The 26,186-nt window shown below is 72.9% G+C and carries 18 protein-coding genes; 7 read left to right on the top strand and 11 right to left on the bottom strand.

Annotated features, from left to right (window positions below):
- The first annotated feature begins 65 nt into the window (after nucleotides 1-65).
- The 4 genes from purD (at nucleotide 66) to ACTWO6_RS00890 (ending at nucleotide 9,366) form a co-directional block, all read left to right on the top strand.
- On the top strand, nucleotides 66-1,316 hold the full coding sequence (purD, locus tag ACTWO6_RS00875; protein ID WP_446217733.1) for a phosphoribosylamine--glycine ligase: 1,251 nt from the start codon (nucleotides 66-68) through the stop codon (nucleotides 1,314-1,316).
- A 164-nt stretch (nucleotides 1,317-1,480) separates the two neighbouring features.
- Nucleotides 1,481-2,119, top strand: coding sequence for a hypothetical protein (locus ACTWO6_RS00880; protein ID WP_446217734.1), 639 nt, complete (start codon nucleotides 1,481-1,483; stop codon nucleotides 2,117-2,119).
- Between the two features lie 166 nt (nucleotides 2,120-2,285).
- Nucleotides 2,286-4,307: a flotillin family protein gene (locus ACTWO6_RS00885; RefSeq protein ID WP_446217735.1), complete on the top strand. Its 2,022-nt coding sequence runs from the start codon at nucleotides 2,286-2,288 to the stop codon at nucleotides 4,305-4,307.
- Nucleotides 4,300-9,366 (top strand): DNA repair ATPase, encoded by a 5,067-nt coding sequence (locus tag ACTWO6_RS00890; RefSeq protein ID WP_446217736.1) that lies wholly within the window; start codon nucleotides 4,300-4,302, stop codon nucleotides 9,364-9,366. The genes ACTWO6_RS00885 and ACTWO6_RS00890 overlap by 8 nt, the downstream gene beginning before the upstream one ends.
- 104 nt (nucleotides 9,367-9,470) lie before the next feature.
- Here ACTWO6_RS00890 and ACTWO6_RS00895 read toward each other — a convergent pair whose 3' ends face one another.
- The 3 genes from ACTWO6_RS00895 to ACTWO6_RS00905 form a co-directional block, all read right to left on the bottom strand.
- Nucleotides 9,471-11,036: an AMP-binding protein gene (locus ACTWO6_RS00895; RefSeq protein ID WP_446217737.1), complete on the bottom strand. Its 1,566-nt coding sequence runs from the start codon at nucleotides 11,034-11,036 to the stop codon at nucleotides 9,471-9,473.
- 218 nt (nucleotides 11,037-11,254) lie between these two features.
- A complete protein-coding gene (locus ACTWO6_RS00900) occupies nucleotides 11,255-12,469 on the bottom strand; it encodes an acyl-CoA dehydrogenase family protein (RefSeq protein ID WP_446217738.1) in 1,215 nt (404 codons plus the stop codon).
- 1 nt (nucleotide 12,470) lies between these two features.
- Complete coding sequence (locus ACTWO6_RS00905) at nucleotides 12,471-12,923, bottom strand: SCP2 sterol-binding domain-containing protein (RefSeq protein WP_446217739.1); 453 nt, start codon at nucleotides 12,921-12,923, stop codon at nucleotides 12,471-12,473.
- A gap of 79 nt (nucleotides 12,924-13,002) precedes the next feature.
- Between ACTWO6_RS00905 and ACTWO6_RS00910 the strand changes: the two genes are divergently transcribed.
- Nucleotides 13,003-13,641 carry a TetR/AcrR family transcriptional regulator gene (locus tag ACTWO6_RS00910; protein WP_446217740.1) on the top strand — a complete coding sequence of 213 codons (639 nt, stop codon included), beginning with the start codon at nucleotides 13,003-13,005 and terminating at the stop codon, nucleotides 13,639-13,641.
- A gap of 31 nt (nucleotides 13,642-13,672) precedes the next feature.
- Here the strand turns inward: ACTWO6_RS00910 and ACTWO6_RS00915 are convergent, their stop codons facing one another.
- The 3 genes from ACTWO6_RS00915 to ACTWO6_RS00925 form a co-directional block, all read right to left on the bottom strand.
- Nucleotides 13,673-14,284 (bottom strand): DedA family protein, encoded by a 612-nt coding sequence (locus tag ACTWO6_RS00915; RefSeq protein ID WP_446217741.1) that lies wholly within the window; start codon nucleotides 14,282-14,284, stop codon nucleotides 13,673-13,675.
- Between the two features lie 64 nt (nucleotides 14,285-14,348).
- Nucleotides 14,349-15,419 carry a MaoC/PaaZ C-terminal domain-containing protein gene (locus ACTWO6_RS00920; RefSeq protein WP_446220515.1) on the bottom strand — a complete coding sequence of 357 codons (1,071 nt, stop codon included), beginning with the start codon at nucleotides 15,417-15,419 and terminating at the stop codon, nucleotides 14,349-14,351.
- Nucleotides 15,419-16,804 carry a 3-oxoacyl-ACP reductase gene (locus tag ACTWO6_RS00925; RefSeq protein WP_446217742.1) on the bottom strand — a complete coding sequence of 462 codons (1,386 nt, stop codon included), beginning with the start codon at nucleotides 16,802-16,804 and terminating at the stop codon, nucleotides 15,419-15,421. The genes ACTWO6_RS00920 and ACTWO6_RS00925 overlap by 1 nt, the downstream gene beginning before the upstream one ends.
- Nucleotides 16,805-16,858: 54 nt before the next feature.
- Between ACTWO6_RS00925 and ACTWO6_RS00930 the strand changes: the two genes are divergently transcribed.
- Nucleotides 16,859-18,151: an acetyl-CoA C-acetyltransferase gene (locus ACTWO6_RS00930; RefSeq protein WP_446217743.1), complete on the top strand. Its 1,293-nt coding sequence runs from the start codon at nucleotides 16,859-16,861 to the stop codon at nucleotides 18,149-18,151.
- Nucleotides 18,152-18,272: 121 nt separating this feature from the next.
- On the opposite strand, the gene ACTWO6_RS00935 is transcribed toward ACTWO6_RS00930, so the two are convergent.
- From ACTWO6_RS00935 to ACTWO6_RS00950, 4 genes are all read right to left on the bottom strand, one after another.
- Nucleotides 18,273-20,471, bottom strand: a complete 2,199-nt coding sequence (locus ACTWO6_RS00935; RefSeq protein WP_446217744.1) for a PKD domain-containing protein — start codon at nucleotides 20,469-20,471, stop codon at nucleotides 18,273-18,275.
- Between the two features lie 202 nt (nucleotides 20,472-20,673).
- Nucleotides 20,674-22,983 carry a right-handed parallel beta-helix repeat-containing protein gene (locus ACTWO6_RS00940; protein ID WP_446217745.1) on the bottom strand — a complete coding sequence of 770 codons (2,310 nt, stop codon included), beginning with the start codon at nucleotides 22,981-22,983 and terminating at the stop codon, nucleotides 20,674-20,676.
- A gap of 199 nt (nucleotides 22,984-23,182) precedes the next feature.
- Nucleotides 23,183-23,608, bottom strand: coding sequence for a PIN domain-containing protein (locus tag ACTWO6_RS00945; RefSeq protein WP_446217746.1), 426 nt, complete (start codon nucleotides 23,606-23,608; stop codon nucleotides 23,183-23,185).
- Nucleotides 23,605-23,814, bottom strand: a complete 210-nt coding sequence (locus tag ACTWO6_RS00950; RefSeq protein ID WP_446217747.1) for a type II toxin-antitoxin system VapB family antitoxin — start codon at nucleotides 23,812-23,814, stop codon at nucleotides 23,605-23,607. Before ACTWO6_RS00950 ends, ACTWO6_RS00945 begins: the two co-directional genes overlap by 4 nt.
- Nucleotides 23,815-23,902: 88 nt before the next feature.
- On the opposite strand from ACTWO6_RS00950, the gene purB reads away from it, so the two are divergent.
- A complete protein-coding gene (gene purB / locus ACTWO6_RS00955) occupies nucleotides 23,903-25,327 on the top strand; it encodes an adenylosuccinate lyase (RefSeq protein WP_446217748.1) in 1,425 nt (474 codons plus the stop codon).
- Between the two features lie 109 nt (nucleotides 25,328-25,436).
- Here the strand turns inward: purB and ACTWO6_RS00960 are convergent, their stop codons facing one another.
- A complete protein-coding gene (locus ACTWO6_RS00960; RefSeq protein WP_446217750.1) occupies nucleotides 25,437-26,078 on the bottom strand; it encodes a YbjQ family protein in 642 nt (213 codons plus the stop codon).
- Between the last annotated feature and the right edge of the window lie 108 nt (nucleotides 26,079-26,186).

The raw sequence follows: 26,186 nt of genomic DNA on the forward strand, positions 1-26,186 counted from the left end.
GGCGTTTCGAGACAACAACTTCATGATCAACGGGGGCGGGGGTGGGGTCAGTAGGATGCGGGGTCGTGCGGGTTCTTCTTGTGGGTGGTGGCGGGCGGGAGCATGCGCTCGCGCTCGGGTTGGCCGGGGATCCTTCCGTCGAGGCGCTGACCGCGGCACCGGGTAACCCGGGGATTGCCGGGGTGGCGGAGCTGCGGGCGGTCGAGGCGACCGATCCGGCGGCCGTCGCGGGGCTCGCGGTCGAGTTCGGCGCCGACCTGGTGGTGATCGGGCCGGAGGCGCCGCTGGTGGCCGGCGTCGCGGACGCGGTGCGCGCCAAGGGCATCCCCGCGTTCGGCCCGTCGGCGGAGGCGGCCCGGCTGGAGGGCTCCAAGGCGTTCGCGAAGGACGTCATGCTCGCCGCGCGTGTGCCCACCGCCCGCGCCTTCACCTGCGCCGACGCCGAGAGCGCCGGCCGGGCGCTGGACGAGTTCGGCCCGCCGTACGTGGTGAAGAACGACGGCCTGGCCGCCGGCAAGGGCGTCGTCGTCACCGAGGACCGGGCCGTGGCGCTCCAGCACGCCGGGGAGTGCGGCCGGGTGGTGATCGAGGAGTACCTCGCCGGCCCGGAGGTCTCGCTCTTCGTGGTCACCGACGGCGAGGCGGCGCTGCCGCTGCTGCCCGCGCAGGACTTCAAGCGGGCCGGCGACGGCGACACCGGCCCGAACACCGGCGGCATGGGGGCGTACGCGCCGCTGCCCTGGGCGCCGCCCGGCCTGGTCGACGAGGTGATGCGCGACGTGGTGCATCCGACGCTGGCGGAGATGCGCCGCCGGGGCACGCCCTTCGCCGGGCTGCTCTACGTCGGGCTGGCGATCACCGCCGCGGGGCCGCGGGTGATCGAGTTCAACGCCCGGTTCGGCGACCCGGAGACCCAGGTGGTCCTGGCGCTGCTGGAGACGCCGCTCGCCGGGCTGCTGCACGCCGCCGCGACCGGCACGCTGGCCGCGCACCCGCCGCTGCGCTGGCGGGACGGCGCGGCGGTCACCGTGGTCGTGGCCGCCGACGGCTACCCGGCCGCGCCGCGTACCGGCGACGTGATCACCGGCGCGGACCGCCCGGGGGTCATCCACGCCGGCACCGCCCGCCGGGCCTCCGACGGCGCGTTGCTCTCCGCCGGCGGCCGGGTCCTCTGCGGTACGGCCACCGGCCCCGACCTGGCCGCGGCGCGGGAGGCCGCCTACGCCCTGGTACGCGGCATCGAGCTGGCCGGCTCGCACCACCGCACCGACATCGCCGCCGCCGCGGTGGCGGGCCGGATCGCCCTGCCGGGCTGACCCCGCCGCTGCCCGCCGGGCCGGTCGGTTCCGCAGGTCGGGCCGGCCGGTCGGGCCGCCGCGAAACCAACCGTTCGGCGGCCGTCCGGCGTTGACTCCCCGTGTCACGATCAACCCTGCCGGTCGGGGGTGAGGCCTAGCCGGTGACGGGGAGGGGGTTCGCGGTGGCCGGGTTTCTGGATACGGCGCTCAGCTTCCCCACCGTGCTGTTCAGCTTCCTGCTGCTGGTGGTCGTCGGCTACTGGCTGCTGGTGCTGACGGGCGTGCTGGACTTCGGCGACGACCTCGACGTCGACGGTGCGCCGGGTGGTTTCCTGGCCGGCCTCGGGCTGGGCGGGCTGCCCGCCGCCATCGTGTTCTCCCTGCTCGTCGCGGTGGCCTGGTTCGTCAGCCTGGCCGGCACCGTGCTGCTCGACGGGCTCGGCCTCGGTGTCGGCGCCCGGGTCGCCCTGTCGGTGGGGGTGCTGCTGGTGGCCCTGCTGGGCGCCTGGCTGGTCACCCGGCTGGTCGCCGTGCCGCTGAGCCGCCTCCTCCCCACCGGTACGGAGGCCAGCCGGCACGCCTTCGTCGGCAGCCTCTGCACCATCCGCACCGGCCGGGTGACCGCCGACTTCGGGCAGGCGGAGGTGACGGCGGCGGACGGCTCCTCCGCGATCGTCCAGGTCCGCCAGCCCGGCGCCGAGCCACTGCGCGCCGGCAGCTCCGCGCTGATCTACGACTACGACGTCGACGGCGAGTTCTTCTGGGTCATGCCCGCCGGCATCGCCTTCGACCCCGACCCTTCGCGTCACGCACCGATGTAACCGCCGTCGGTGACCCTCTCCCGCGACGGCGGGTCACCCCGTTCAGCCTCGACCGGCCGGTCACCCCGCCGCCGGTTCGTCCCACGCTGCCACCGCACCCTTATCGAAAGGAGGATGCGCGGCACCCCCGGCCCGCCCCCACCGGACCGGCACCGCGCGCTCAGCCATGGATGTCCTCACCACCGGGATCGGCGTACTGCTCGCCGTCCTCCTGCTCGTCGCCCTCGGCGTGGTCTTCCTGGTCAGCCGCCTGTTCCGCAAGGTGGAACAGGGCAAGGCGTTGATCGTCTCCAAGGTCCGCCGGGTCGACGTCACGTTCACCGGGGCGGTCGTCATGCCGGTGCTGCACAAGGCCGAGATCATGGACATCTCGGTGAAGACCATCGACATCGAGCGGACCGGCAACGAGGGTCTGATCTGTCGGGACAACATCCGGGCCGACATCCGGATCACCTTCTTCGTCCGGGTCAACAAGACCACCGAGGACGTCATCAAGGTGGCGCAGGCCATCGGCACCGCCCGGGCCAGCGACCGGGAGACGCTCCAGGAGCTCTTCAACGCCAAGTTCTCGGAGGCGCTGAAGACGGTCGGCAAGCAGCTCGACTTCGTCGACCTCTACACCAAGCGCGACGAGTTCCGTGACCAGATCATCCGGGTGATCGGCACCGACCTCAACGGCTACAGCCTGGAGGACGCGGCGATCGACTTCCTCGAGCAGACCCCGATGTCCCAGTTGGACGCCAAGAACATCCTCGACGCTCAGGGCATTCGGAAGATCACCGAGCTGACCGCGATCGAACACGTGAAGACCAACGAGTTCCAGCGCAGCGAGGAAAAGGAGATCACCCGGCAGAACGTCGACGCCCGGGAGGCGATCCTGGAGCTGGAGCGGCGGCAGGCGGACGCCGAGGCCAAGCAGCGGCGTGAGATCGAGACGGTGCGGGCCCGCGAGGAGGCCGAGATCACCCGGGTCCGGGCGGAGGAGCGGCTGCGGGCGGAGACGGCGAACATCCGGACCGACGAGCAGTTGGGCGTCCAGCACGAGAACCGGACCCGGGAGATCGCGGTCGCCGAGAAGAACCGGGAGCGGGTCATCGCGATCGAGACCGAGCGGATCGAGAAGGACCGGCTGCTGGAGGTCATCGGGCGGCAGCGGGAGACGGAGCTCAGCACGATCGCCAAGGACAAGGAGGTCGAGGCGGAGAAGCGGGCCATCGCCGAGGTCGTCCGAGAGCGGATCGCGGTCGACAAGACCGTCGCCGAGCAGGAGGAGAACATCAAGCGGCTGCGGGTGGTCGAGGAGGCCGAGCGGACCCGTCAGGCGGTGGTCATCCAGGCCGAGGCCGAGGCGCAGGAGAACCTGGTCAAGGACATCAAGGCGGCGGAGGCCGCCGAGGCGGCGGCGAAGTTCAAGGCGCGTGAGGAACTGGTCCTCGCCGAGGCCCGGCAGCAGGCCGCCGAGCTGGACACCCGGGCGAAGATCCGGCTGGCCGAGGGCCTCCAGGCCGAGGCGGCGGCCGTCGGCCTGGCCGAGGTGCAGGTCCGCGAGCGGGGCGCCGAGGCGATCGAGAAGGTCGGTCGCGCGGAGGTCGCCGTCGAGCGCGACAAGGCCCTGCTGGCCGCGGAGGCGGTACGCGAGAAGCTGAAGGGCGAGGCCGAGGGCCTCACCGACAAGGCGGCGGCGATGGCCGCGCTGGACGACGCCACCCGCCAGCACGAGGAGTACCGGCTGCGGCTGGAGCTGGAGAAGGAGGTCCGGCTCGCCGGGCTGGACGCGCAGCGGCAGGTCGCCGAGGCGCAGGCGAGGCTGATCTCCACCGGCCTGGAGAAGGCGAACATCGACATCGTCGGCGGGGACAGCGTCTTCTTCGACCGGCTGCTCAGCTCGATCTCGTTCGGCAAGAGCGTGGACGGCTTCGTCGCGCACTCCGAGGTGGCCCGTGGGCTCACCCAGCCGTGGCTGGACGGCACCGCCAGCTTCACCGACGACCTGACCCGGATCCTCGGCTCGGTGAACACCGGTGACGTGCAGAACCTGACCCTCTCCGCCTTCCTGTTGCAGCAGATGCGGGCCGGCGGCGCGGACAAGGGCAAGCTCCAGGAGTTGCTGAACGCCGCGCAGCGCCTCGGCGTGGCCGACACCCCGCTGGCCGCCCTGGCCGGTCCGCGGCAGCGCGCCGGTGAGTGAGCCGGTGCCCGGTTCGACCGGCGGGAACGCGGCCGGGCCGACCGGGGCGGACGCGGGCGGCCCGGCCGGGCTGGACGCGGGCAGCTACGAGGTGCTGCGGAACCGGCTCGTCGGGCAGGCCGGCGAGCTGGCCCGGCGGGCGGAGCGGCTGAACGCCCGCCGGCTGGAGGTCTTCGGCAGCACCGAGCTGCGCCTGCTCAGCACCGAGCGGATCCGTACCGGGAACAACTGCGTGCCCCGGGACATCGTCCCGGTCGGCGGGTTGATGCTCTTCGGCTACAACGTCTTCATCGGACTGAAGCCGGAGACGACTGTCGACGACGTCTTCTCGCTGCACCGCTTCGAGCGGGAGCGTGACGCCGCCGGCGAAGAGGGCGGCGCCGACACGTTCCGGTTCGACCGGGCCGGCCCGGACGAGCTGCCCGGTCTGCTGCGCGACCCGGTGTTCCAGCGCGACTTCGCGGAGCTGTACCGCTACTACCGGCAGACCCGGCTGCTGCAACTTCGGCGGCTCGACGGGCGGCTGCTGGCGGTGTTCCAGACCGGCCCGCGGACCGACGACATCCGGGTGCTGCGCTGGCGGCTCGACGCCGACGGCGGCGTCGGGTACCTGGACAACCGGGGCGAGCGGGACCACGTCTTTCCGCCCTCGCACGACTTCGAGTGGATCGAGACGACCCGGGAGAACCACGTCCTCGGCCGGCACCCGCACATCTCCATCGCCGACGAGATCTTCGTGGAGACGGTCGGCGGCACGCTGACCGTCAAGCTGGAGAACAACACCGAGGTCGGCGAGGGCATCTACGACGAGCCGGTGGCCGAGCCGTTGCAGAGCCTGGCCGACGCCGACGTGAGCTGGGCCCGGGTCGGCCCGCTGATCCTGCTGCGGATGCGGCCGTACAAGGAGACCGAGTGGCGGCACCTGGTCTTCAACACGCTGACCAGGGAGGTGGTCCGGCTCGACGGCATCGGGCCGGCCTGCCAGCGGCTGCCGGAGGACCACGGCATCATCTTCCCGGGCGGCTACCACCTGGCCACCGGGGTCACCCGCACCTTCGACACCGACGTGTCCGGGCTGGAGTTCGAGCGGGTGGTCCGCTCCCCGAACGGGGAGGACGTCCTCTACGTCTTCCACGCCCGGGCCGACGGCCGCTCGCTGCTGCTGCCGTACAACGCCATCCGCAAGGAGGTGGCGGCACCGATCCCGTGCCACGGCTTCTCCCTCTTCGACGACGGCACGCTGGTGGTGTTCCGGGCGACCTCCGAGGAGCCGACCCGGGTCCACCCGATGCAGATCTGGCAGACGCCGTACGTCTCCGACGCGTACGCGGCGGCACAGCCGGCGGGCACCGGCCCGCTGGAGCGGATCGGCAACGCCGACCTGGTCCGGGGCATCTCCGACTGCCTGTCGGTGGCCCGGATGGTCGACGGCGCGGCGGCCACCACCGGGGTCTACGAGGCCCTGATCGCGGCCTGCGCCCGGATCGTCGACCACTACCACTGGCTCGGCGAGGCCGACCTCGGCGACCTGCTGGCGCCGCTGGCCGAGCTGCGGCGCACCGCCGTCGCGGTGCTCGACGAGTACGAGAAGGTCCGCGCCCTCACCGAGCAGGCCCGGACGGCGCTGGACGAGAGCGCGGAGCGGATCGCCTCGCTGGCCCGGCGGGCCCGCGGCGAGGCGCCGCTCACCGCCGACGACTGGGTGCGGCAGCTCGCCGGGCTGCGCCAGGCGCGCGGCCACCTGGAGACCCTGCGGGAGCTGCGGTACGTCGACCACGGGCGGATCGACGAGCTGGCGGCGCGGCTGGACGAGGAGTTGACGGCCGCCGGCCGGCGGGCGGTGGACTTCCTGCGCCGGGACGACGCGTTCACCGGTTACCAGGCCGAGGTGAACCGGCTGGCCGGGCAGGGCGCTGCGATCGGCACGGTGGCCGAGGCCGGGGCGGTCCGGGACGAGCTGGCCGGGCGCGCCGAGGGCCTGCAGACCATCACCGACGTGGTGGGCGGGCTGGAGATCGCCGACGCGACCGTACGCACCGGGATCCTGACCCGGGTCGGTGAGGTGCTCGGCGCGGTCAACCGGGCCCGGGCGGTGCTCGACAACCGCCGCCGGGAGCTGCTGGAGGTGGAGGGCCGGGCCGGCTTCGCGGCCGAGTTCGCGCTGCTCGGGCAGGCGGTGACCGGGGCGCTGGCGGCGGCGGACACTGCCGAGCGCTGCGACGAGCAGCTCGGCCGGCTGCTGCTGCGGGTGGAGGACCTGGAGTCCCGGTTCGGGGAGTTCGACGACTTCCTCGCCGAGCTGGGGACCCGGCGGACCGAGATCTACGAGGCGTTCTCCTCCCGGAAGCAGGCGCTGCTCGACGAGCGGGCCCGGCGGGCCGACCGGCTCGTCTCGTCGGCGGAGCGCATCCTGGTCAGCGTGCGGCGCCGGATCGGCACGCTCGGCTCGCTGGACGAGATCAACACCTACTTCGCGGCGGACCCGATGGTGGGCAAGCTGCGTGCGGTCGTCGACGAGCTGCGTACCCTCGGCGACCCGGTCCGGGCCGAGGAGCTGGACGGCCGGATCCGGGCCGCGCGCCAGGAGGCCGGTCGCGGCCTGCGCGACCGCCTGGACCTGTACGCCGACGGCGGCGAGACGATCCGGTTGGGCCGGCACCGGTTCGCGGTGAACACCCAGCCCGTCGACGTCACCGTGGTGCCGCACGACGGCGGGCTGGCGGTGGCGGTGACCGGCACCGACTACCGCGCCCCGGTCCGGGACGAGGAGTTCGCCCGCACCCGCCGGTTCTGGGACCAGCTGCTGGTCTCCGAGTCGCCGGAGGTGTACCGCGCGGAGTACCTGGCCACGTCGATCCTGACCGCCGCGGAGGCGGGCCGGGAGGGGCTGACCCTGGACGGGCTGCGGGCGGCGGCGGCCGACGCCGGTGACCTGCGCGAGCTGGTCCGCCGGTTCGCCGAGGCCCGCTACGACGAGGGCTACGAGCGGGGCGTGCACGACCACGACGCCACGGAGCTGCTGCGGGCGTTGCTGCGCCTGCACGCCGGGGCGGGCCTGCTCCGCTACCCGCCGGCCGCCCGGGCGGCCGCGCAGCTCTTCTGGCGGTTCGGCGCGGCCGAGCCGGACCGGGCCGGCTGGACCGCCCGGGCCACCTCGCTGGCCCGGGCCCGGGACCGCTTCGGCCGCCCCGACCGGGGTGCCGCGCCGGACGGCGACCGGGCCGAGGCGGGGGACGCGATCGACCGGCTGCACGCCGAGCTGGCCGCCGAGGTGGGCCGTTTCCTGACCGACGCCGGGCTGACCGGGCCGGCCGCGGAGGCCGCCCTGGCCGGGGAGTACCTGTTCGAGGAGCTGTCCCGACCGCCGGCGGGCTTCGTCACCGGCGCCGGGGCGCGGGCCATGCTGGACCGGTTCCGCCGCGCCCTCGGTGGCCCGCAGTCCCGCTCCGCCCGGGAGTTCAACGCCGACCTGCGGGCCCTCGACGGCGACCTGACCAGCCGCCACCAGCTGGTCGAGGCGTGGCTGACGGCGTTCCTCGCCGCCGACGACGGCGCGCTCTCCGGGTACGACCTGCCGGAGGCGGTCGCGGTGGAGCTGTGCGGCGCCGACCTGCCGCGCCACGAGGCGGCGGCGACGATGTCGGAGACCGTCGGCGGGCTGCTCGGCGCGCACTCCCGGATCGTCGGGTCGGCGCTCACCCTGCGGTTGGACGAGACGCTGGCCCGGACCCGCCGGTTCCGCACGGAGCTGGTGCCCGCGTACCGGGACTACCAGCGCCGGCGCAACGCGCTGGTGGCCGCGGAGCGGGACCGGCTGCGGCTGGAGGAGTACCGGCCGCGGGTGATGAGCGCGTTCGTCCGCAACCGACTGCTCGACGAGGTCTACCTGCCGCTGATCGGCGACAACCTGGCCCGCCAGGTCGGCGCGACCGGCGACGCCAAGCGGGTCGACCAGTCCGGCCTGCTGCTGTTGATCTCCCCGCCCGGCTACGGGAAGACCACCCTGATGGAGTACGTGGCCAGCCGGCTGGGCCTGGTCTTCGTCAAGGTCAACGGGCCGGCCCTGGGCTCCGGGGTCACCTCGCTCGACCCGGCGGACGCGCCCGACGCGACCGCCCGGCAGGAGGTGGAGAAGATCTCCTTCGCCCTGGAGCTGGGCAACAACGTCCTGCTCTACCTGGACGACATCCAGCACACCTCGCCGGAGCTGCTGCAGAAGTTCATCTCGCTCTGCGACGGGCAGCGCCGGATGGAGGGCGTCTGGGAGGGCCGGACCCGCACCTACGACCTGCGGGGCAAGCGGTTCGCGGTGTGCATGGCGGGCAACCCGTACACCGAGTCGGGGCAGCGGTTCCGGGTGCCGGACATGCTGGCCAACCGGGCCGACGTGTGGAACCTCGGGGACGTGCTCTCCGGCCGGGAGGAGGTCTTCGCGCTCAGCTACATCGAGAACGCGCTCACCTCGAACCCGGTGCTGGCGCCGCTCTCCGGCCGGGACCGCGGCGACGTCGAGCTGCTGGTCCGGATGGCGCGGGGCGACGAATCGGTCCGGGCCGACCAGCTCTCCCACCCGTACTCGCCGGTGGAGCTGGAGCAGATCGTCTCGGTGCTGCGCAAACTGCTGCGGGTGCAGCAGGTCGTGCTCGCCAACAACCAGGCGTACATCGCCTCGGCGGCGCAGTCCGACGCGTCCCGCACCGAGCCGCCCTTCCAGCTCCAGGGGTCGTACCGGAACATGAACAAGCTGGCCGAGCGGATCGTCCCGGTGCTCAGCGACGAGGAGCTGGAGGCGGTCATCGACGACCACTACCTCGGCGAGGCGCAGACCCTCGCCTCGGGCGCCGAGGCGAACCTGCTGAAGCTGGCCGAGCTGCGTGGCCGGCTCACGGCCGAGCAGGCCCGGCGGTGGGCCGAGGTGAAGGCCGGCTACCTGCGGGCCCGCGCGCTCGGTGGCGCCTCCGACGACCCGGTGGACCGGGCGGTGGGCGCGCTCGGACTGCTCGCCGACCGGGTCGGTGGGGTGGCGGCGGCGATCGGCCGCGCCGCCGACCGGGCCTGACGTCGGCGGCGGGGCGCTCTCCGGTACGCCGGTCCGCCCCCCGCCGCCGCCCCGGGCGCCCCGGGTGATCTCCCCGCACCCGCCCCGGAGCGTCGCCCTCAGGGTCAGCCGTAGTAGCGGCGCAGCTCGCGGCTGAGCACCTTGCCGGTGGCGTTGCGCGGCAGGTACTTCACGAAGATGACGTCCCGGGGCACGGAGAAGCGGGCCAGGTAGTGCCGGACGTACTCGCGGACCGCCTCCGGGTCGAGCGTCTCGCCGGGGTGCAGGGCGAGGAACGCGGCGAGGCGCTGGCCGTACTCGGGGTCCGGCACCCCGATCACGGCGGCCTCGCGGACCTGCGGCAGTTGGGCGAGCAGGTCCTCCAGCTCGGAGGGGAAGACGTTCTCGCCCCCGGAGACGATCATGTCATCGGCCCGGCCGTCGACGAAGAGCAGACCCTCGGGGTTGACCCGGCCCAGGTCGCCGGTGTCCAGCAGGCCGTCGTGGGTCTCCCGGCGGGCCCCCGAGGTGTACCCCTCGAAGAGCATCTCGTTGCCCACGAAGATCCGCCCGACCCGCCCGTCCCGGACCGGCTCACCGGCCTCGTCCAGGATCTCCAGCCGGGTGCCGTGCGGCGGGCGGCCGGCGGTGGTCGGGGCCTCGCGCAGGTCGGCCGGGCCGGCGATGGACGCCCAGGAGACCTCGGTCGAGCCGTACAGGTTGTAGAGGACGTCCCCGTAGACGTCCATGAACCTCCGGGCCAGCCCACCGGGCAGGGCGGAGCCGCTGACCGCGACCACCTTCAGCGGCGGTCGGGGGCTCGGCGGCGGCACCTCCAGCAGCCGTTGCAGCATCACCGGCACGGCGAAGAGCGCGTCGCACGGGTGGGCGGCCAGCGCGGCCAGCGTGGCGGCCGGGTCGAAGCGGCGGTGCAGCACGATGGTGGAGCGCAGGGCGAAGGCCACCTGCAGGGCCGCGTACCCCCAGGTGTGGAAGAGCGGCGCGGCGATCAGCACGGTGTCGCGGGCGTGCAGCGGGATCCGGTCGATGATGGAGACCAGCGGGCCGAAGCCGTGCGGGGTGGGCCGCCGGGCGCCCTTGGGCGTTCCGGTGGTGCCGGAGGTGAGCACGATGGTCCGGCCGTCCCGCTCGGGCGGCTGGAGCTGATCACCGGGGAGGGCGCCGGCGATGAGCTCCTCCTGGCCGCGCTCGTCGACCCGCTGCACCTCGGCGGGGAGGCCGAGGACCCGTTCGGCGAACTCGGCGTCGTGCACCAGCACCCGCAGCGACTGTTCCTCCGCGACGGTGGTCAGCTGCGCGGCGGAGAGCCCGGTGTTGACCAGGACGGCGTCCGCGCCGAGCAGCATCGCCGCGACGACCGCCTCGATCAGCCCGTGGTGGTTGCGGCAGAGCACCCCGATCCGGTCCCCGGCCTGGACGCCGAGTCCGGCGCGCATCGACCGGGCCAGCCGTTCGGCCCGGTCCAGCAGCTCCTGGTAGGTCAGCTCGACGCCCTGCTCGTCCACGACGGCCGTCCGGCCGGGGTCGCGGGCGGCGGCCTGGCGCAGCTCGCCGGCGAGGCTCCAGCCCCACTTGCGCAGCGCGCCGAGCTGGGAGGCGACCCGGATGGGGCGGCCGGGGGTGAGCAGCCCGCGCCGGGTCAGCGTGGCGACGATGAACGGCAGGTCCAAGCCGCAACCCTCCTTAAGGGGGCACGGAAGGGCCCCGAGGAGCCCTGCCACGCCGAGCGTGTCCTCTCGATCATGCACCCGCGGCGGCGGGGAGCCCAGCCGGCGTTCGCCCTGCCCACCCGGCGGACACCGTGGGTCGTCCGGGCCGGAACGGAAGGTGAGGACGGGGTCACCCGCGCCGGCGGCCGGGTCGGACCGTGGTCCGGACCCGGCCGCGGTCAGCGGATCTGCACCCCGGAGATCGCGCGGGAGATGACCAGCCGCTGGATCTCGGAGGTGCCTTCGAAGATGGTGTAGATCTTGGCGTCCCGGTACCAGCGTTCGACCGGGTGATCGCGGAGGAAGCCGGCGCCGCCGAGCAGCTGGACCGCCTTCTCGGTGACCGACACCGCCACCTCGCCGGCCTTCAGCTTGGACATCGAGCCCTCGCCCGCGGTGAACGGCCGGTTGTTGCGCCCCATCCAGGAGGCCCGCCAGACCAGCAGCCGGGCCGCGTCGATCTCCATCTTCATGTCGGCCAGCGCGAACGCGACCGCCTGGTTCTCGATGATCGCCCGTCCGAACTGGACCCGGTCCTTGGCGTAGTCGAGGGCGTACTCGTACGCCGCCCGGGCCACCCCGAGGGCCTGCGCGCCGACCGTGGGCCGGGACAGCTCGAACGTCCGCATCGCGGCCTGGCCGGAGGCGCGCTGGCCGGACCGGGCCCGGTCGAGCCGTTCCAGCAGGGCGTCCCGGCCGCCGAGGAGGCAGCGCCCGGGCACCCGTACGTCGTCGAGGAAGACGTCGGCGGTGTGCGACGCGCGCAACCCCAGCTTGCGCAGCTTGCGGGTGGCGCTGAGCCCCGCCGTGCCCGGCGGTACGACGAACGCGGCCTGGCCGCGGGAGCCGAGCGACGGGTCGACGGAGGCGGTGACCACGTGCACCCCGGCGATCCCGCCGTTGGTGGCGTACGCCTTCTGCCCGCGCAGCACCCACTCGTCGGTGGCCTCGTCGTAGACCGCCCGGGTGCGCATCGACCCGACGTCCGAGCCGGCCTCCGGTTCGCTGGTGCAGAACGCGGCGACGGCCGGGGAGTCGACGTCGCCGAAGCACTGCGGCACCCACTCGACGAGCTGGTCCGGGGTGCCCGCGCCGTAGATGGCGGCGACGGCGAGGCCGGTGCCGAAGATGCTGAGCCCGATGCCGGCGTCGCCCCAGAAGAGCTCCTCGCTGGCGATCGGCAGGGACAGGCCGGTGGGGTCGGCCCAGCAGGTGGCGAGGAACTCGAAGCCGTACAGGCCGACCTTCGCCGCCTCCTGGATGACCGGCCAGGGGGTCTCCTCGCGGGCGTCCCACTCGGCCGCGGCCGGGCGCACGACCTCGGCGGCGAAGCCGTGCACCCAGTCGCGCAGATCCCGCTGTTCCTCGTTCAGGTCGAGCGAGAACTCGGCCACGTCAGGCCTTCGGGATGTCGAACAGGTTGGCGATGTTGGCGGCCAGGCCCAGGTCGCCCTTGGCCTTCAGCTTGCCGGTCATGAACATCATGACCGGGTTGCCGCCACCGGAGACGATCTTCAGGAACTCGACCGGGCCCATGGTGAGGCTCAGCTTCGGGTCGCGGGTCGCGGACTCGTTGACCGTGCACGTGCCGTTCTCGATGACGATCTCGTAGGTGTCGGTGCCACCGTCGGGGCGTCCGGTGATGTTCCAGTGGATCACCGCGTTGGTGGAGCCGGCCCGGTCGGCGCGGAACAGCTCCGGCATCCGGCCGAAGACCGCGCTGAGGATCTTGCCGCGCAGGTCGCCCGACATCACCTCGGCGATCTTGTCGTCGGGGGTGGACTTGACCAGCTGCGCGAACTCCTTGGGGCCGACGTTCGCGAAGTTGGCCGGGTCGAAGTCAGTCATGGGGGGATGCACCTCTCGGAGCGGGCCGACTTTGGTTACTCTCGCGTAACCTTACGCACGAGTAGGTATGCTCGCAAGAGTGTCCAGCAACCCCACCTTCAAGCGCCTGCCCCGGGCCGTCCGCGAGCAGCAGATGCTCGACGCGGCGGTCAAGGTCTTCTCCCGCCGCGGCTTCCACGCCGCCAGCATGGACGAGATCGCCGAGGACGCCGGGATCTCCAAGCCGATGGTCTACGCGTACCTCGGCACCAAGGAGGAGCTCTTCGTCGCCTGCCTGCACCGCGAGGGCACCCGGATGATGAAGGCGATCGCCGGGGCCGCCGCCTCCGACCTCCCCGCCGACGAGCGGCTCTGGCGCGGCCTGCGCGCCTTCTTCGGCTTCGTCGGCGCGCACCGGGACGGCTGGGCGGTGCTCTACCGGCAGGCCCGCGGCGAGCAGCCCTTCGCCGGGGAGCTGGCCACCATGCGCGGCCGGCTGGTCGAGGTGGTCGCCGGCATGCTGGACCACGCGCTGCGCGCCGAGGGGCGCGAGGTGGGCCCGACCGACCTGGAGGTCGTCGCGTACGCCCTGGTCGGCGCGACCGAGTCGCTCGCGGACTGGCTCGCCGACCATCCCGAGGCGGACCCGGAGAAGACCGCCACCCGGATGATGAACGTCGCCTGGCTCGGCGCCGCCCAGCTCCTGCACGGCACCACCTGGCACCCACCCACCCCCTGACCGCCCACACTTCCGGGGCGGTGCGGGTCGGTCAGCGGCGGGCGGTGGCGCGGGCGCGGCGGCGGGACCAGCGGGCGACCTCCACCAGGCCGGTCACCGCGATCGACAGGCCGATGCCGACCAGCAGGCCCCTGACCGGGTCACGCGCGAAGGCCAGGCCGCCGAAGTAGCCGAGCAGCCCGCAGTAGACCGCCCAGCTGCCGCAGGCCAGGGCGTCGTACAGCACGAAGGAGCGCAGCGGATAGCGGACCGCGCCCATGGTCAGGGTGACCGCGGTGCGCCCGCCGGGCACGTACCGGGCGGTGGTCAGGATCATCCCGCCGCGCCGATCGACGGCCCGGCGGGCCCACTCGGAGCCGGCCCGCCGGCGGCTGTCGGCCGGCAGCCGGGCCACCCGGTGGGCGCCGCCGCCCCGGCCGATGCCGTAGGAGACGTGGTCGCCGGCGAGTGCGCCGAACGCGGCCACCGCGATGACCGCGACCACGTTCGGCTCGCCGCCCGCCGCGAAGACCGACGCGGTGATCACCACCGTCTCGCCGGGCACGGCGGGGAAGAACGCGTCGACCGCGGTGACCACGAAGACCACCAGGTACACCCACGGCGACGTGACCGTGTGATGCAGCAGGTCGAGCACGGACTCCATGCCCCCATGCTCGGGGGCCGGCGGGTGGCGAGGGGCTCCTTCCCGCACATGCGGGGCCCCTCGCTCAGCGGATCGTGCCGACCAGGTGCGGGCGGCCGGACCGGCCGTCGTGCAGCGCGAAGTCCCAGCCCGGCGTGGCGCTGAACGCCACCGTCGACGGCAGCGGCACCGGCAGCTTGAACGCCACATCCACCGTGTAGGCGTCCGGCAGCCGGCTCTCCAGCGCGGCCAGGCAGTGGGCCTTGCTCCACATCCCGTGCGCGATCGGCCGGCGGAAGCCGAACAGCCGCGCGCCCAGCCGGGAGGTGTGGATGGGGTTGTGGTCGCCGGAGACCCGTGCGTAGTCCGTACCGACCCGGGGGGTGAGCCGCCAGTGCGCGGAGGGGGTCGGCGGGGTCGGCCGGTCACCCCGGTCGCGCCGCTCACCGCCGCCGGCCGTGCGCTCCTTGCCGAGGTACGTCGAGACGCCGCGCCACACCTCCTCCCCGTCGATCGACCCGACGAGCACCACGTCGAGCTGCCGGCCCCGGTCGTGCGGGCGCAGGTTCTCCGCGTACGTCCGGAAGTCCAGCCGTTCGCCGGCCTCGACCGGTCGGTGCACGGTGATCCGGTTGGCCACGTGCACCACCCCGGTCAGCGGGATGGGGAACTCCGGCGCGGTCATCAGCCGCAACGCCAGCGGGAAGCCCATGACGTGCGGGTACGTCGCCGGCAGCCGGTCGGCGAGCCGGAAGCCGCAGACCCGGTCGTAGTCGGCGAGGTGCGCCCGGTCCACGGCGACGCCGGCCACGGCCAGTTCGACCGCCGGCAGCGTCTCGCTCCGCCGGCCGCCCACCCCCGGCAGCGCGCCGAGCAGGGCCCGCCGGTACAGCGCCCCGGCCGCCGGCATCCGGGGCAGCTCGACCAGGGCCCGGCCCGCCGGCCCGCCGCCCTCCGCGGTCGCCACCTGCCCGGCCGGGTCGAGACCGGAGAGGTCCTGGGTGGCGTGGACGCTGAGGTCGTGCGTGCCGAGCTCCTGGACCGCGTCGGGGGTGACGACGAGGCCGGAGAGGTTCTGGGTGGGGCCGTCGATCAGTTCGTGGACCGACAGGTCCTCGGTCGGGCCGTCCGCCGACCGGTCCTTCCGCCTGGCCATCACGCCCCCAGCAGACTCTGGCCGCAGACCCGGACCACGTTCCCGCTGACCGCGCCGCTCGCCGGCCAGGCCAGCCAGCCGATCGTCTCGGCCACGTCCACCGGCAGGCCGCCCTGGGACATGCTGTTCATCCGTCGGCCCGCCTCGCGGAGCATCAGCGGGATGCGCGCGGTCAGCCGGGTCTCGATGAAACCGGGGGCGACCGCGTTGACGCTGATGCCGCGTTCGCCCAGCGCCGGGGCGAGCGAGTCGACCAGGCCGATCACCCCGGCCTTGCTGGTGGCGTAGTTGGTCTGGCCCCGGTTGCCGGCGATGCCGGCGATCGAGGAGACCGAGACGATCCGGCCGCCGGTCGGGATCAGGGCGCGCTCCAGCAGCACGTCGTTGATCCGCTCCTGGCTGGAGAGGTTCACGTCGATGACGGAGTCCCAGCGGTCGGCGTCCATCCGGCCCAGCGTCTTGTCCCGGGTGATGCCGGCGTTGTGCACCACCACGTCGACCCGGCCGTGCCGGTCGGCGAGGTGCCGGGCGAGGCGGGTCGGGGCGTCCGGGGCGGTCAGGTCGAGCTGGACGGCGGTGCCGCCGATCTCGTTGGCGACCGCGGCCAACTCGTCCCCGGCGGCCGGGATGTCCAGCGCGACGACCTGGGCGCCGTCCCGGGCGAGCACCCGGGCCAGCGCGGCGCCGATGCCCCGGGCCGCGCCGGTGACCAGCACGACCTGTCCGTCCAGCGGCCGGTCCCAGTCGGCCGGTGGCTGGGCGGTGCCGGCGCCGACCCGGATCACCTGGCCCGAGACGTACGCGGAGCGCCCGGAGAGAAGAAACCGGAGGGTCGATTCGAGGCTGGCCAGCGTGCCAGGTGACAGGTCCTGGCCGTCCGGGCCATCACCGGCGGCCTTCGTCACGTACACCAGTTGGGCGGTGACGCCCCGGCCGAACTCCTTGCCGATGCTGCGGGTCAGCCCCTCCAGGGCGCGCTGCGCGGTCGCCTCGCGCGGCGAGTCGCACTCGCCGGGCGGGGTGCCGAGCACGATCACCCGACCGCTGCTCAGCAGCGCCCGGGCCTGCGGGTGGAAGAAGTCGTAGAGCTGCCGCAGCTCGGTGGAGTCGGTGATGCCGGTGGCGTCGTACACCAGGGCGGTGTAGCGCGCGGTGGCGTCGGTGGCGGCGGCCGGATCGCGCAGCTCGACCCCGGCGAAGGTCAGGATCTTGGTGACCGGCTCGGCGAGCCGGCCGTCGGCCGAGGAGCCGAGCAGGACGGGCCCGGGGACGAGCGGGTCGCCCGGCGTGTGCCGGCGCAGTCGAGGCGGGTCGGGCAGCCCGAGGCGCTTGACCAGCGCGCGACCGGCCCCCGATTGGACGAAGCTCGCGTACCTGTCGGTCATGGGCGTAGCCTACTGGCGAGTAGGGTTCGGGCAACAGCTTCGAGGAGGCCGATCGTGCAAAGTGTCCGGCGGGTCGCGGTCATCGGTGGCAACCGCATCCCCTTCGCCCGGTCCAACTCCCGGTACGCGCACGCGTCCAACGCGGACATGCTCGGCGCGGCCCTGGACGGGCTGGTCGCCCGGTTCGGCCTGGGCGGCCAGCGGGTCGGCGAGGTGGTCGCGGGCGCGGTGCTCAAGCATTCGAAGGACTTCAACCTCACCCGCGAGGTGGTGCTCGGCTCCCGGCTCGACGCGCACACCCCCGCGTACGACATCCAGCAGGCCTGCGGCACCGGGCTGGAGGCGGCCATCCTGGTCGCCAACAAGATCGCCCTCGGGCAGATCGACGTGGGCATCGCCGGTGGCGTGGACACCACCTCGGACGCGCCGCTCGCCGTCAACGAGGACCTGCGTCGCACACTGCTGCAGCTCAACTCCGCCCGCACCCTCGGCGAGCGGCTGAAGGTCGCCGCGAAGTTCCGCCCGCACCAGCCGTTCAAGCCGGAGATCCCGCGCAACGCCGAACCGCGTACCGGGCTGTCGATGGGGGAGCACGCCGCCCGGACGGCGCTGCGCTGGAACGTCGACCGGCAGGCCCAGGACGAGCTGGCGTTCCGCTCGCACCAGCGGCTCGCCGCCGCGTACGACAAGGGTTTCTTCGACGACCTGATGACCCCCTACCTCGGGCTGACCCGGGACCAGAACCTGCGCCCCGACACCAGCCTGGAGAAGCTCGGCTCGCTCAAGCCGGCCTTCGGTCACCGCGGCCCGGACGCCGAGCGGGCCACCATGACCGCGGGCAACTCGTCGCCGCTCACCGACGGCGCCTCGACCGTGCTGCTGGCGTCGGAGGAGTGGGCACGGGAGCACAGCATGCCGGTGCTGGCCTGGTTCAGCTGGTCCGAGACCGCCGCGGTCGACTTCGTGCACGGCGACGAGGGGCTGCTGATGGCCCCCGCGTACGCGGTGCCCCGGATGCTGGCCCGGGCCGGGCTGACGCTCCAGGACTTCGACTACTACGAGATCCACGAGGCGTTCGCCTCGCAGGTGCTGGCCACCCTGGCCGCCTGGGAGTCGGCGGAGTTCTGCAAGGAACGGCTGGGCCTGGACGCGCCGCTCGGGTCGATCGACCGGGACCGGCTCAACGTCAACGGCTCCTCGCTGGCGGCCGGGCACCCGTTCGCGGCCACCGGCGGCCGGATCGTCGCCACCCTGGCCAAGCTGCTCGCCGAGAAGGGGAGCGGGCGGGGCCTGATCTCGATCTGCGCCGCGGGCGGCCAGGGCGTCACGGCGATCCTGGAGCGCTGACCCGCGACCGGCTGCCGTGACGTACCTGGGCCGCCGCGTCGGCGGAGGTGCTCGGCGCGGCTGAACATGTCGACGCCCGCCCAGGGGTCCCCGGGCGGGCGTCGGACGCCTTGGTGCGGGATCAGCCGAGAGTGAACTTCTCCCAGGGGCCGATCTTGGTGCGGTTGGCGATGAGCGGCTTCGCTCCGGCGTTCTCCGCCGTCACGTAGCGGCCGTTGGCGGCGGCCTTGAGGCTCACCGTGCCGTCGCTGTTGCGGACGATGGTGAACCTCTCCCAGGCGCCGACGATGGTCCGGTTGGCGATCAGCGGCTTGGTGCCCGCTCCGTCGGCGCTGACGTAGCGGCCGTTCGCGCCGGCCTTCAGCGACCGGGCGGCGTCGGTGACCGCGACCTGGTGGAACTTCTCCCAGGCGCCGATGCTGGCTCGGTTGGCGATCAGGTACGGGAACGTCCTCGACAGGAGGCTGACGTAGCGGTTGCTGGCCACCGCCTTGAGGCTGACGGTGCGGTCGGCGTTGCGGACGATCGTGAATCGCTCCGTGGTGTCGATCCTGGTACGCGTCGTGCGGAGCAGGTCGATGCCGGCGAGGTCGGCCGAGACGTACTTGCCGGTCGCCCGGAACACCAGGGCGACCTGCCCGGAGCCCGCGTCCGCGAGGTCGAATTGTGCCGTCGTCGCCAGCCCCGCCTGGTTCGGCTCGAGTGCCCCTGCGGGGTCCGACGGAGCGACGTACCGGAGGTTGTACAGGGCGAGCAGGCCCACGGTGGCGGTCCGCCGTAGCACGCTGACCTGCTCCGACTTGCTGTCCGACCGGCCGTCGGTCCCGGTGACCTTGACGTTGACGGCGTACTCGCCCGGCGTCGCGTACTGGTGCGAGGCGGCCGGCGAGGTCTGGGTGACCACCGTTCCATCACCGAAGGTGAACTGGTAGGAGGCGATCGGGGCGAGGCCCGGCTTGGAGGCGGAGGCGTCGACTGTCACCGAGCGTGCGCTGAGGTCCAGGGTGGCATCGAGCCAGGCGGACGGGCTCCGGATCGTCTCGATCGCGCCGCGGTCGGCGTACGCGACGGGTCCGGCGCCGGTGTTCGGAAAGGCCGGGTCGTCGGCGCGCGCCGTGCCGATCCGGTCGGTGTCCTGGTAGCCGGGGGCCGCCGAGTTCGCCGAGTCGTAGTTGTCCCGGGGGTACGAGGTCTCCAGGTCGTGGGCCGCCTGACCGGACGCGGCCCGGAACGCGGCCAGGCCCATCCGGGCGCCGTCCCAGGCGTAGACCGCCGGGGACGGCGTCTGGTAGTCGTACACGTTGTTGTAGTCGACCACGGTGTTTCCGACGGCGCCGTCGTAGATCCCGATCTGCACCGCGTCACCCCCGGACGGGTCGCAGAAGCCCTTGTTGAAGTTGCCGCTCGCGGTCACCGCATTGTTCTGCACGGAGACCCCGGTGGAGACGCCGTCGACCCGGATGCCGTCGAGACAGCGGTCCCTGACCGTGTTGTTCGCGATCGCCGTGCCGGCGGTGCCGTGGTTGCGGATTCCGTAGCCGGCCCCGCCGTTGACCTGGTTGTTGGCCACCACCGTATCGGCCGCGCCGGCCTCGATGGCGACGGCCGCTCCCGTGAAGCCGTCGACGACGTTGTTGAGGATCGTGTTGCCGGGCCCGGCGACCCGGATGCCGACGCTGTGGTCGGCGAAGCCGTACGAGGTCCCGCTCGTGAGGGTCGTCGAGCTAACGGTCACGCCGGCGGTGGCGGCGTCCATCGTCAGGCCGCCGGCGAGCCGCAGCCCGGTAACGGTGAGGCGCTTCAGGGACGACCGGGTGACACCGGCCAGCCGGATGGTGGGTGCCGTCGTGCCCTCCGGCGTCCCGAAGGCACCGCCCTCGATGGCGATTCCGGAGGCATCGTGGAGGTCGAGCGAGGGCACGTCCACCGCCCCACTGGCCCGGAGCCCCTTGATGGTGATGTCGTGCTGACCGTCGATGACGAAGCCGGCCGTCGGTCCGATGAGGATCGGGCTGGCCGCCGAGCCAGCGCGGAAGGTGATCGGCTGGTCCGGCGTGCCGGAGTTGGCGATGGTGACGCGTTCGCGGTAGTTGCCACCGCCGACGTCGACCGTCTGCCCGGCGCTGACCACCGCGGCGGCCGCCCCGATCGTGCAGAACGGCTGCTCCGCAGTGCCTGGCCCGGTGTCCGAGCAGGCGGTGGCGTTCTGTTTGACGTAGAGGACGGTGGCGTCGGCGGCCTGGGCCGCGATTGGACTGCCCAACAGGGTGCCGCCGGTCAAGGCGAGAGCGGCGAGGCCGGCGAGAGAGCGTTTGCGCATGGCTGCCTCTGGTGGGGAAAGGATCCGGCTCGTACCGGAACTCAGATGGAAGTGATGGTCCCCTACCTGCCGGTACTTGCCTCCCCCCCTGCCGCATAACAGACAGCCGGCGGTGATTGTCGCAGCGGGCCCGAGCAGGCGGCGGACGCGCCGACGCCCGCCAGGGCGGTTGCCTGGCGGGCGTCGGTCGCTGTGGTGCGGATCAGCCGCCGAGGGTGAACTTCTCCCAGGGGCCGATGGTGGTGCGGTTGGCGATCAGCGGCTTGGTGCCGGCGCTCTCGGCGGTGACGTACCGGCTGTTGACCGCCGCCTTGAAGCTGACCGTACCGTCGGCGTTGCGGATCAGGGTGAACTTCTCCCAGGCGCCGACGCTGGTCCGGTTGGCGATCAGCGGCTTGGTGCCCGTGCCGTCTGCGCAGACGAAGAGGTTGTTCGCCCGGGCGAGGATGCCGATCTGCCCGTTGCCGAGATCGACCAGGTCGAACCGTTCCCAGGGGCCGACGCTGGTCCGGTTGGCGATCAGCGGCTTGCTGCCGCCGCTCTCGGCGGTGACGAAGCGGCTGTTGGCGCCGGCCTTGAACGAGCGGTCGGCGTCGGTGACCGTGACCCGGTAGAACTTCTCCCGGGTGCCGATCGTGGTGGCGGTGGCCGCCAGCGGCGCCGTGGCCGATGGGGTGCTCACGTACGTGCTTCCGCCCGACCGCAGGCTGACCGTGCCGTCCGCGTTCCGGAGCAGGTCGAACTTCTCGGTCACGGTGACCGCCGTGGTGAGCGGTCGCACCGATCCGCTGTTGCTCAGGTACCGGCGGATGGCCCGGGAGAAGAGGGCGACCTGGCCGTTGCCGGCGTCCGCCAGGTCGAGCTGGCCGGTGGCGCCCAGCGCCGTCTGGTTGGCCACCAGGCCCTGCCCGGCGACGGCCGAGGCCGCGTACCGCAGGTTGTACAGCGAGAGCAGCCCGATGGTGCCGGTACGCCGCAGCACGCTGACGCTCTGCGAGGCGCTGTTGCTCCGGTCGTCGCTGCCGGACACCGTCACCGAGACGGTGTAGGTGCCCTTGGCCGCGTAGGTGTGCGAGGCGACCGGCGTGCCCTGGGTGACCACGGTGCCGTCGCCGAAGTCGAACACGTACGAGGTGATCGGCACGAAGCCGGGGGTGGAGGTCGAGGCGTCGAGGGTGACCGAGCCGGCCCCGAGGTCCAGCGCGAAGTCGAACTTCGCGACCGGACTGCCGACGGTCTCGAGGGCGCCCCGGTCGGCATAGCTGACGGGACCGGCGCCGGTGTTCGGGACGGCCGGGTCGTCGGCCCGTGCGGTGCCGCTCTTGTCGGTGGTCTGGTAGCCCGGCGCCGCCGAGTTCGCTGAGTCTTCGTTGTCCTTGACGGAGGCCGTGTTCTTGTCGTGGGCGGCCTGCCCCGACTGGCTCCGGAAGGCCGCCAGGTCCATGCCGGTGCCGTTCCAGGAGTAGTTGGCGCCGGCCGACGTCGAACTGTGCTGGGTGTTGTTGTAGTCAATCACCGTGTTCCGGCCGGCGTCGTCGTAGACGCCGATCTCCGCGGTTGGGTCCGCCAGCGGATCGCAGTAGGTCTGCGTGGCAGGGCCGTTGCCGTAGAGCACGTTGTTCTGCACCGAGACCCCGGTTGACGCCCCGTCGACCCGGACGCCGTCGAGGCAGCGGTCCCGCACGGTGTTGTTGGTGATCGCCGTACCGGTGGCCCCGCGGTTGTAGATCCCGAGGCCGGCGCCACCGCCGACCTGGTTGTTGGCGACCACCGTGTCGGCCGCGCCCGGGCCGACCGCGATCGCCGCGCCCGTGAATCCGGCGATGGTGTTGTTCAGGACGGTGTTGCCCGGCCCGTCGACCTGGACGCCGACACTGTGGTCGGCGGTGCTGTAGGTCGCGACGGTCACCACGTTCGTGGAGCGGACCACGACACCGGTGGTCGCGGCGTCCAGGACCAGGCCCCCCACCAGCGCGTTCCCGCTGGCGGTGAGCTGCTTCAGGGTCGACCGGGTCACCCCGGTGAGCCGTACGGCGGGCGCCGTGGAGACGTCCGCCATGGCGTAGCTGCCGCCCTGGATCGTGATGCCGGTGGCGTTCTTGAGGTCAAGGGCGGGCACGTCGACGGCCTTGGTCACCCGGAGGTTCTGGAGCACGATGTCGTGCTGGCCGTCGATGACGAAACCCGCCGTCGCACCACTGAGCGTGGCGACGTTGCTGGCGAGGATGGTGATCGGCTGGTCGGGCGTGCCGGAGCTGCCGATGGTGACGCGTTCCGGATAGTTGCCCTGACCGACGTCGACGGTCTGGCCGGCGGTTACCCGCGCGACGGCCGGACCGATCGAGCAGAACGGCTGGGCGAGCGTGCCGGCTCCGGTGTCGGAGCAGGCGGTCGACATCTGCCGGACGTAGAGGACTGTCGCGTCGGCGGCCTGGGCGGGGGTGGCGAGGGACAGCAGGGAACCGCCGGTCAGCGCGACTGCGGTGAGGCCGGCGACGGAAGGTCTGCGCATGCGTGTCCTCGGTGGAGGAGGAAGGTCCCGGGGTGAGGGCCGGGAAGAAGGCTCAGTAGATCATCGCCCACCCGGCCGGTGTCCCGCTGCCCCGCCCCGCTTCGCAGACGCCGCCGTTCTCGGGTGACGAACACCCCGATCAGGTCGGGAAGGCGCCCATCACCCTGGACCCGACCCTCGCGCCGCCCTGACCCGCCGGTCACTTGATCGAGCCGGCCGGTGCCAACCAGCGCATCGGCTGCCCGGTCACCGCGCCGATCTGCTCGAAGTCCCGGTCGTAGTGCAGCACGGAGAGCCCCTGGTACTCGGCTACGGCGGCGATCAGCAGGTCCACCGCGCCCGCCGACCGGTGCGTGCCCCGCTCGGTCAGCTCCAGCTGTGTGTCGGCTGCCCGTTCGTAGATTCGGTCGGGCATCGCCACCCAGCCGAAGGCGGCGTGGAGTTGCTGCACGAGTAGGTCGCGATCGGCGCCGGACCGGGCCGTGTAGAGGAACTCCAGCTCGACGAGGGGACAGATGGCGACCAGTCCGGCGGTGATGCTGGGTTCCCACCGGGCCAGCACCTCCGCGTCCCGGAGCAACCGGACCAGGGCACTGGTGTCGATCAGGTAGTCGGCGAGCTTCACGACCGGTAGCTGGGCTTGTCGAGCAGTTCGTCGAAGTCGCCGGCCTGCCCGCGGCTGGCCAGCTCGGCGAGCGCCTGGGCCCGGCGCAGTCGCGCCGCTCCCTCGCGAAGCGCGACATTGACCGTGTCCTTCTTGGTCCGGGTGCCGAACGCCTTCGCCGCGTCGGCGAGCGCCTCGTCGTCGACGTCCACGAGGATCTTGGTCATCCGCGCCTCCTATATACGGCAACGGGCATCAGTATATCCGCCGATGACCCCGTCCGGGGGCGGACGCCACGTGCGGAAGAATGCTCTCGTGACGACGATCCCGAACGTGCTCGCCAACCGGTACGCCTCGCCCGAGCTGGTCGCCCTCTGGTCGCCGGAGGAGAAGGTACGGATGGAGCGCCGGCTCTGGCTGGCCGTGCTCCGGGCCCAGCGGGACCTGGGCGTGCCGGTGCCGGACGGGGTGGTCGAGGCGTACGAGCGGGTGGTCGACGACGTCGACCTGGCCTCGATCGCGGAGCGCGAGCGGGTCACCCGGCACGACGTGAAGGCCCGGATCGAGGAGTTCAGCGCGCTCGCCGGGCACGAGCACGTGCACAAGGGGATGACCTCCCGGGACCTCACCGAGAACGTCGAGCAGCTCCAGATCCGTGCCTCGCTGGAGCTGATCCGGGACCGGGTGGTGGCCACCCTGGTCCGGCTCGCCTGGCACGCGCACGAGTACTCCGGCCTGGTGATGACCGGCCGGTCGCACAACGTCGCGGCGCAGGCCACCACGCTGGGCAAGCGCTTCGCGTCGGCGGCGGAGGAGCTGTTGCTCGCGTACGAGCGGCTGGAAGACCTGATCAACTGGTATCCGCTGCGCGGGATCAAGGGCCCGGTCGGCACCGCCGCGGACCAGCTCGACCTCTTCGACGGCGACGCCGGCAAGGTGGCCGAGCTGGAGCGCCGGGTGGCCGAGCACCTCGGGTTCAGCCGGGTGCTGGACAGCGTCGGGCAGGTCTACCCGCGCTCGATCGACCTGGCGGTGCTCGCCGCGCTCTCCCAGGTGGCCGCCGCGCCGTCGTCGCTGGCCACCACGATCCGGCTGATGGTCGGCCAGGAGTTGGTCACCGAGGGCTTCAAGCCGGGTCAGGTCGGCTCCAGCGCGATGCCGCACAAGATGAACACCCGCTCCTCCGAGCGGGTGAACGGCTTCGCGGTGATCATCCGGGGTTACCTGTCGATGGTCGGTGAGCTGGCCGGCGACCAGTGGAACGAGGGGGACGTCTCCTGCTCGGTGGTCCGCCGGGTCGCCCTGCCGGACGCGTTCTTCGCCGCCGACGGGCTCTTCCAGACCTTCCTCACCGTGCTGGACGAGTTCGGGCCGTACCCGGCGGTGATCAACCGGGAGCTGGAGCGCTTCCTGCCGTTCCTGGCCACCACCAAGATCCTGGTCGCTGCGGTCCGCCGGGGCGTCGGCCGGGAGGTGGCGCACGAGGTGATCAAGGAGCACGCGGTCGCCGTCGCCCTCGCCATGCGGGAGAAGGGCGCCCCCGACAACGACCTCTTCGACCGCCTGGCGGCCGACGGTCGCCTGGGCCTCACCCGCGCCGAGATCGACGCCCTGGTGGCCGACCGCAATGCCTTCGTCGGCGCCGCCGCCGCCCAGGTGGACCGCGTCACCGCCCGCATCGCCGACGTGGTCGCCGCCCACCCCGAAGCCGCCGCCTACTCCCCACCCCCCATCCTCTGACCGCCCCTCCCCGGCTCTCGGGGAGCCGACGTTGATCACGAAGTTGCTGCCGCGACACGCCGACGGCGACGACAACAACCTCATGATCGACCCAGCTGGGCAGGTCCGGTCAGGAGTCGCGGGTGGGGGTTTCGGCGGCGGAGGAGAGGTTGGGAGCGCTCGCCGGTTCGGCGATGCCGCCGGGAGCCTCGACGATCCCCGGCTCGTGGGCGGACTCCGCGGCCACCATGGGCTGGTCGGCCGGCATGACGTCCGGCATCCTGGGTACGACGATCACCGCCGTGCCGTACGCGCAGATCTCCATCCACATCTCGCCGCAGTCCCGGCTGTCGAAGCGCATGCCGATCACCGCGTTCGCGCCGAGCCGCTCGGCTTCCTCGCCGAGCCGGGCCACCGAGTCGGTACGCCAGCGGGTGAGGTTGTCCGGCGCCATCGGGTCGTAGGCGCCACCACGCAGGTTCTTGACCCCCTCGCGGTACGGGTTCCGGGTCCTGGCCATCGAGGAAACCACTTCGCCGAGGATCTGGCGGATCTCGTAGCCGGGCAGTTGATCCGTCGTCACGACCAGCACGGTTCCGATGCTGTCAGCCGGAGAGCGGACCGTTCGTGAGGGTTGTTCACCTGATCGGATGCTGCAAAACCACCCGCCGGGGTCGGCCGGGCCGTGCCGGGCCGGTACGGCGGGAATTGTCGGAGATCGGCCAGTGGGGCGGTCGCCGGTCGCGGCGGCGGCGAGCGTGCGAGAAAGCATGATCCACCCCGAAAGCGGCCGGAGCCGACACCGCGGGACATGACTCGCCGGATTGGCGTCCGGCCCGGTCCGGGCCGGCCCTCCGCCGGGATCTCCCCGGCGGGCCCG

Source organism: Micromonospora sp. IBHARD004 (assembly GCF_052814115.1).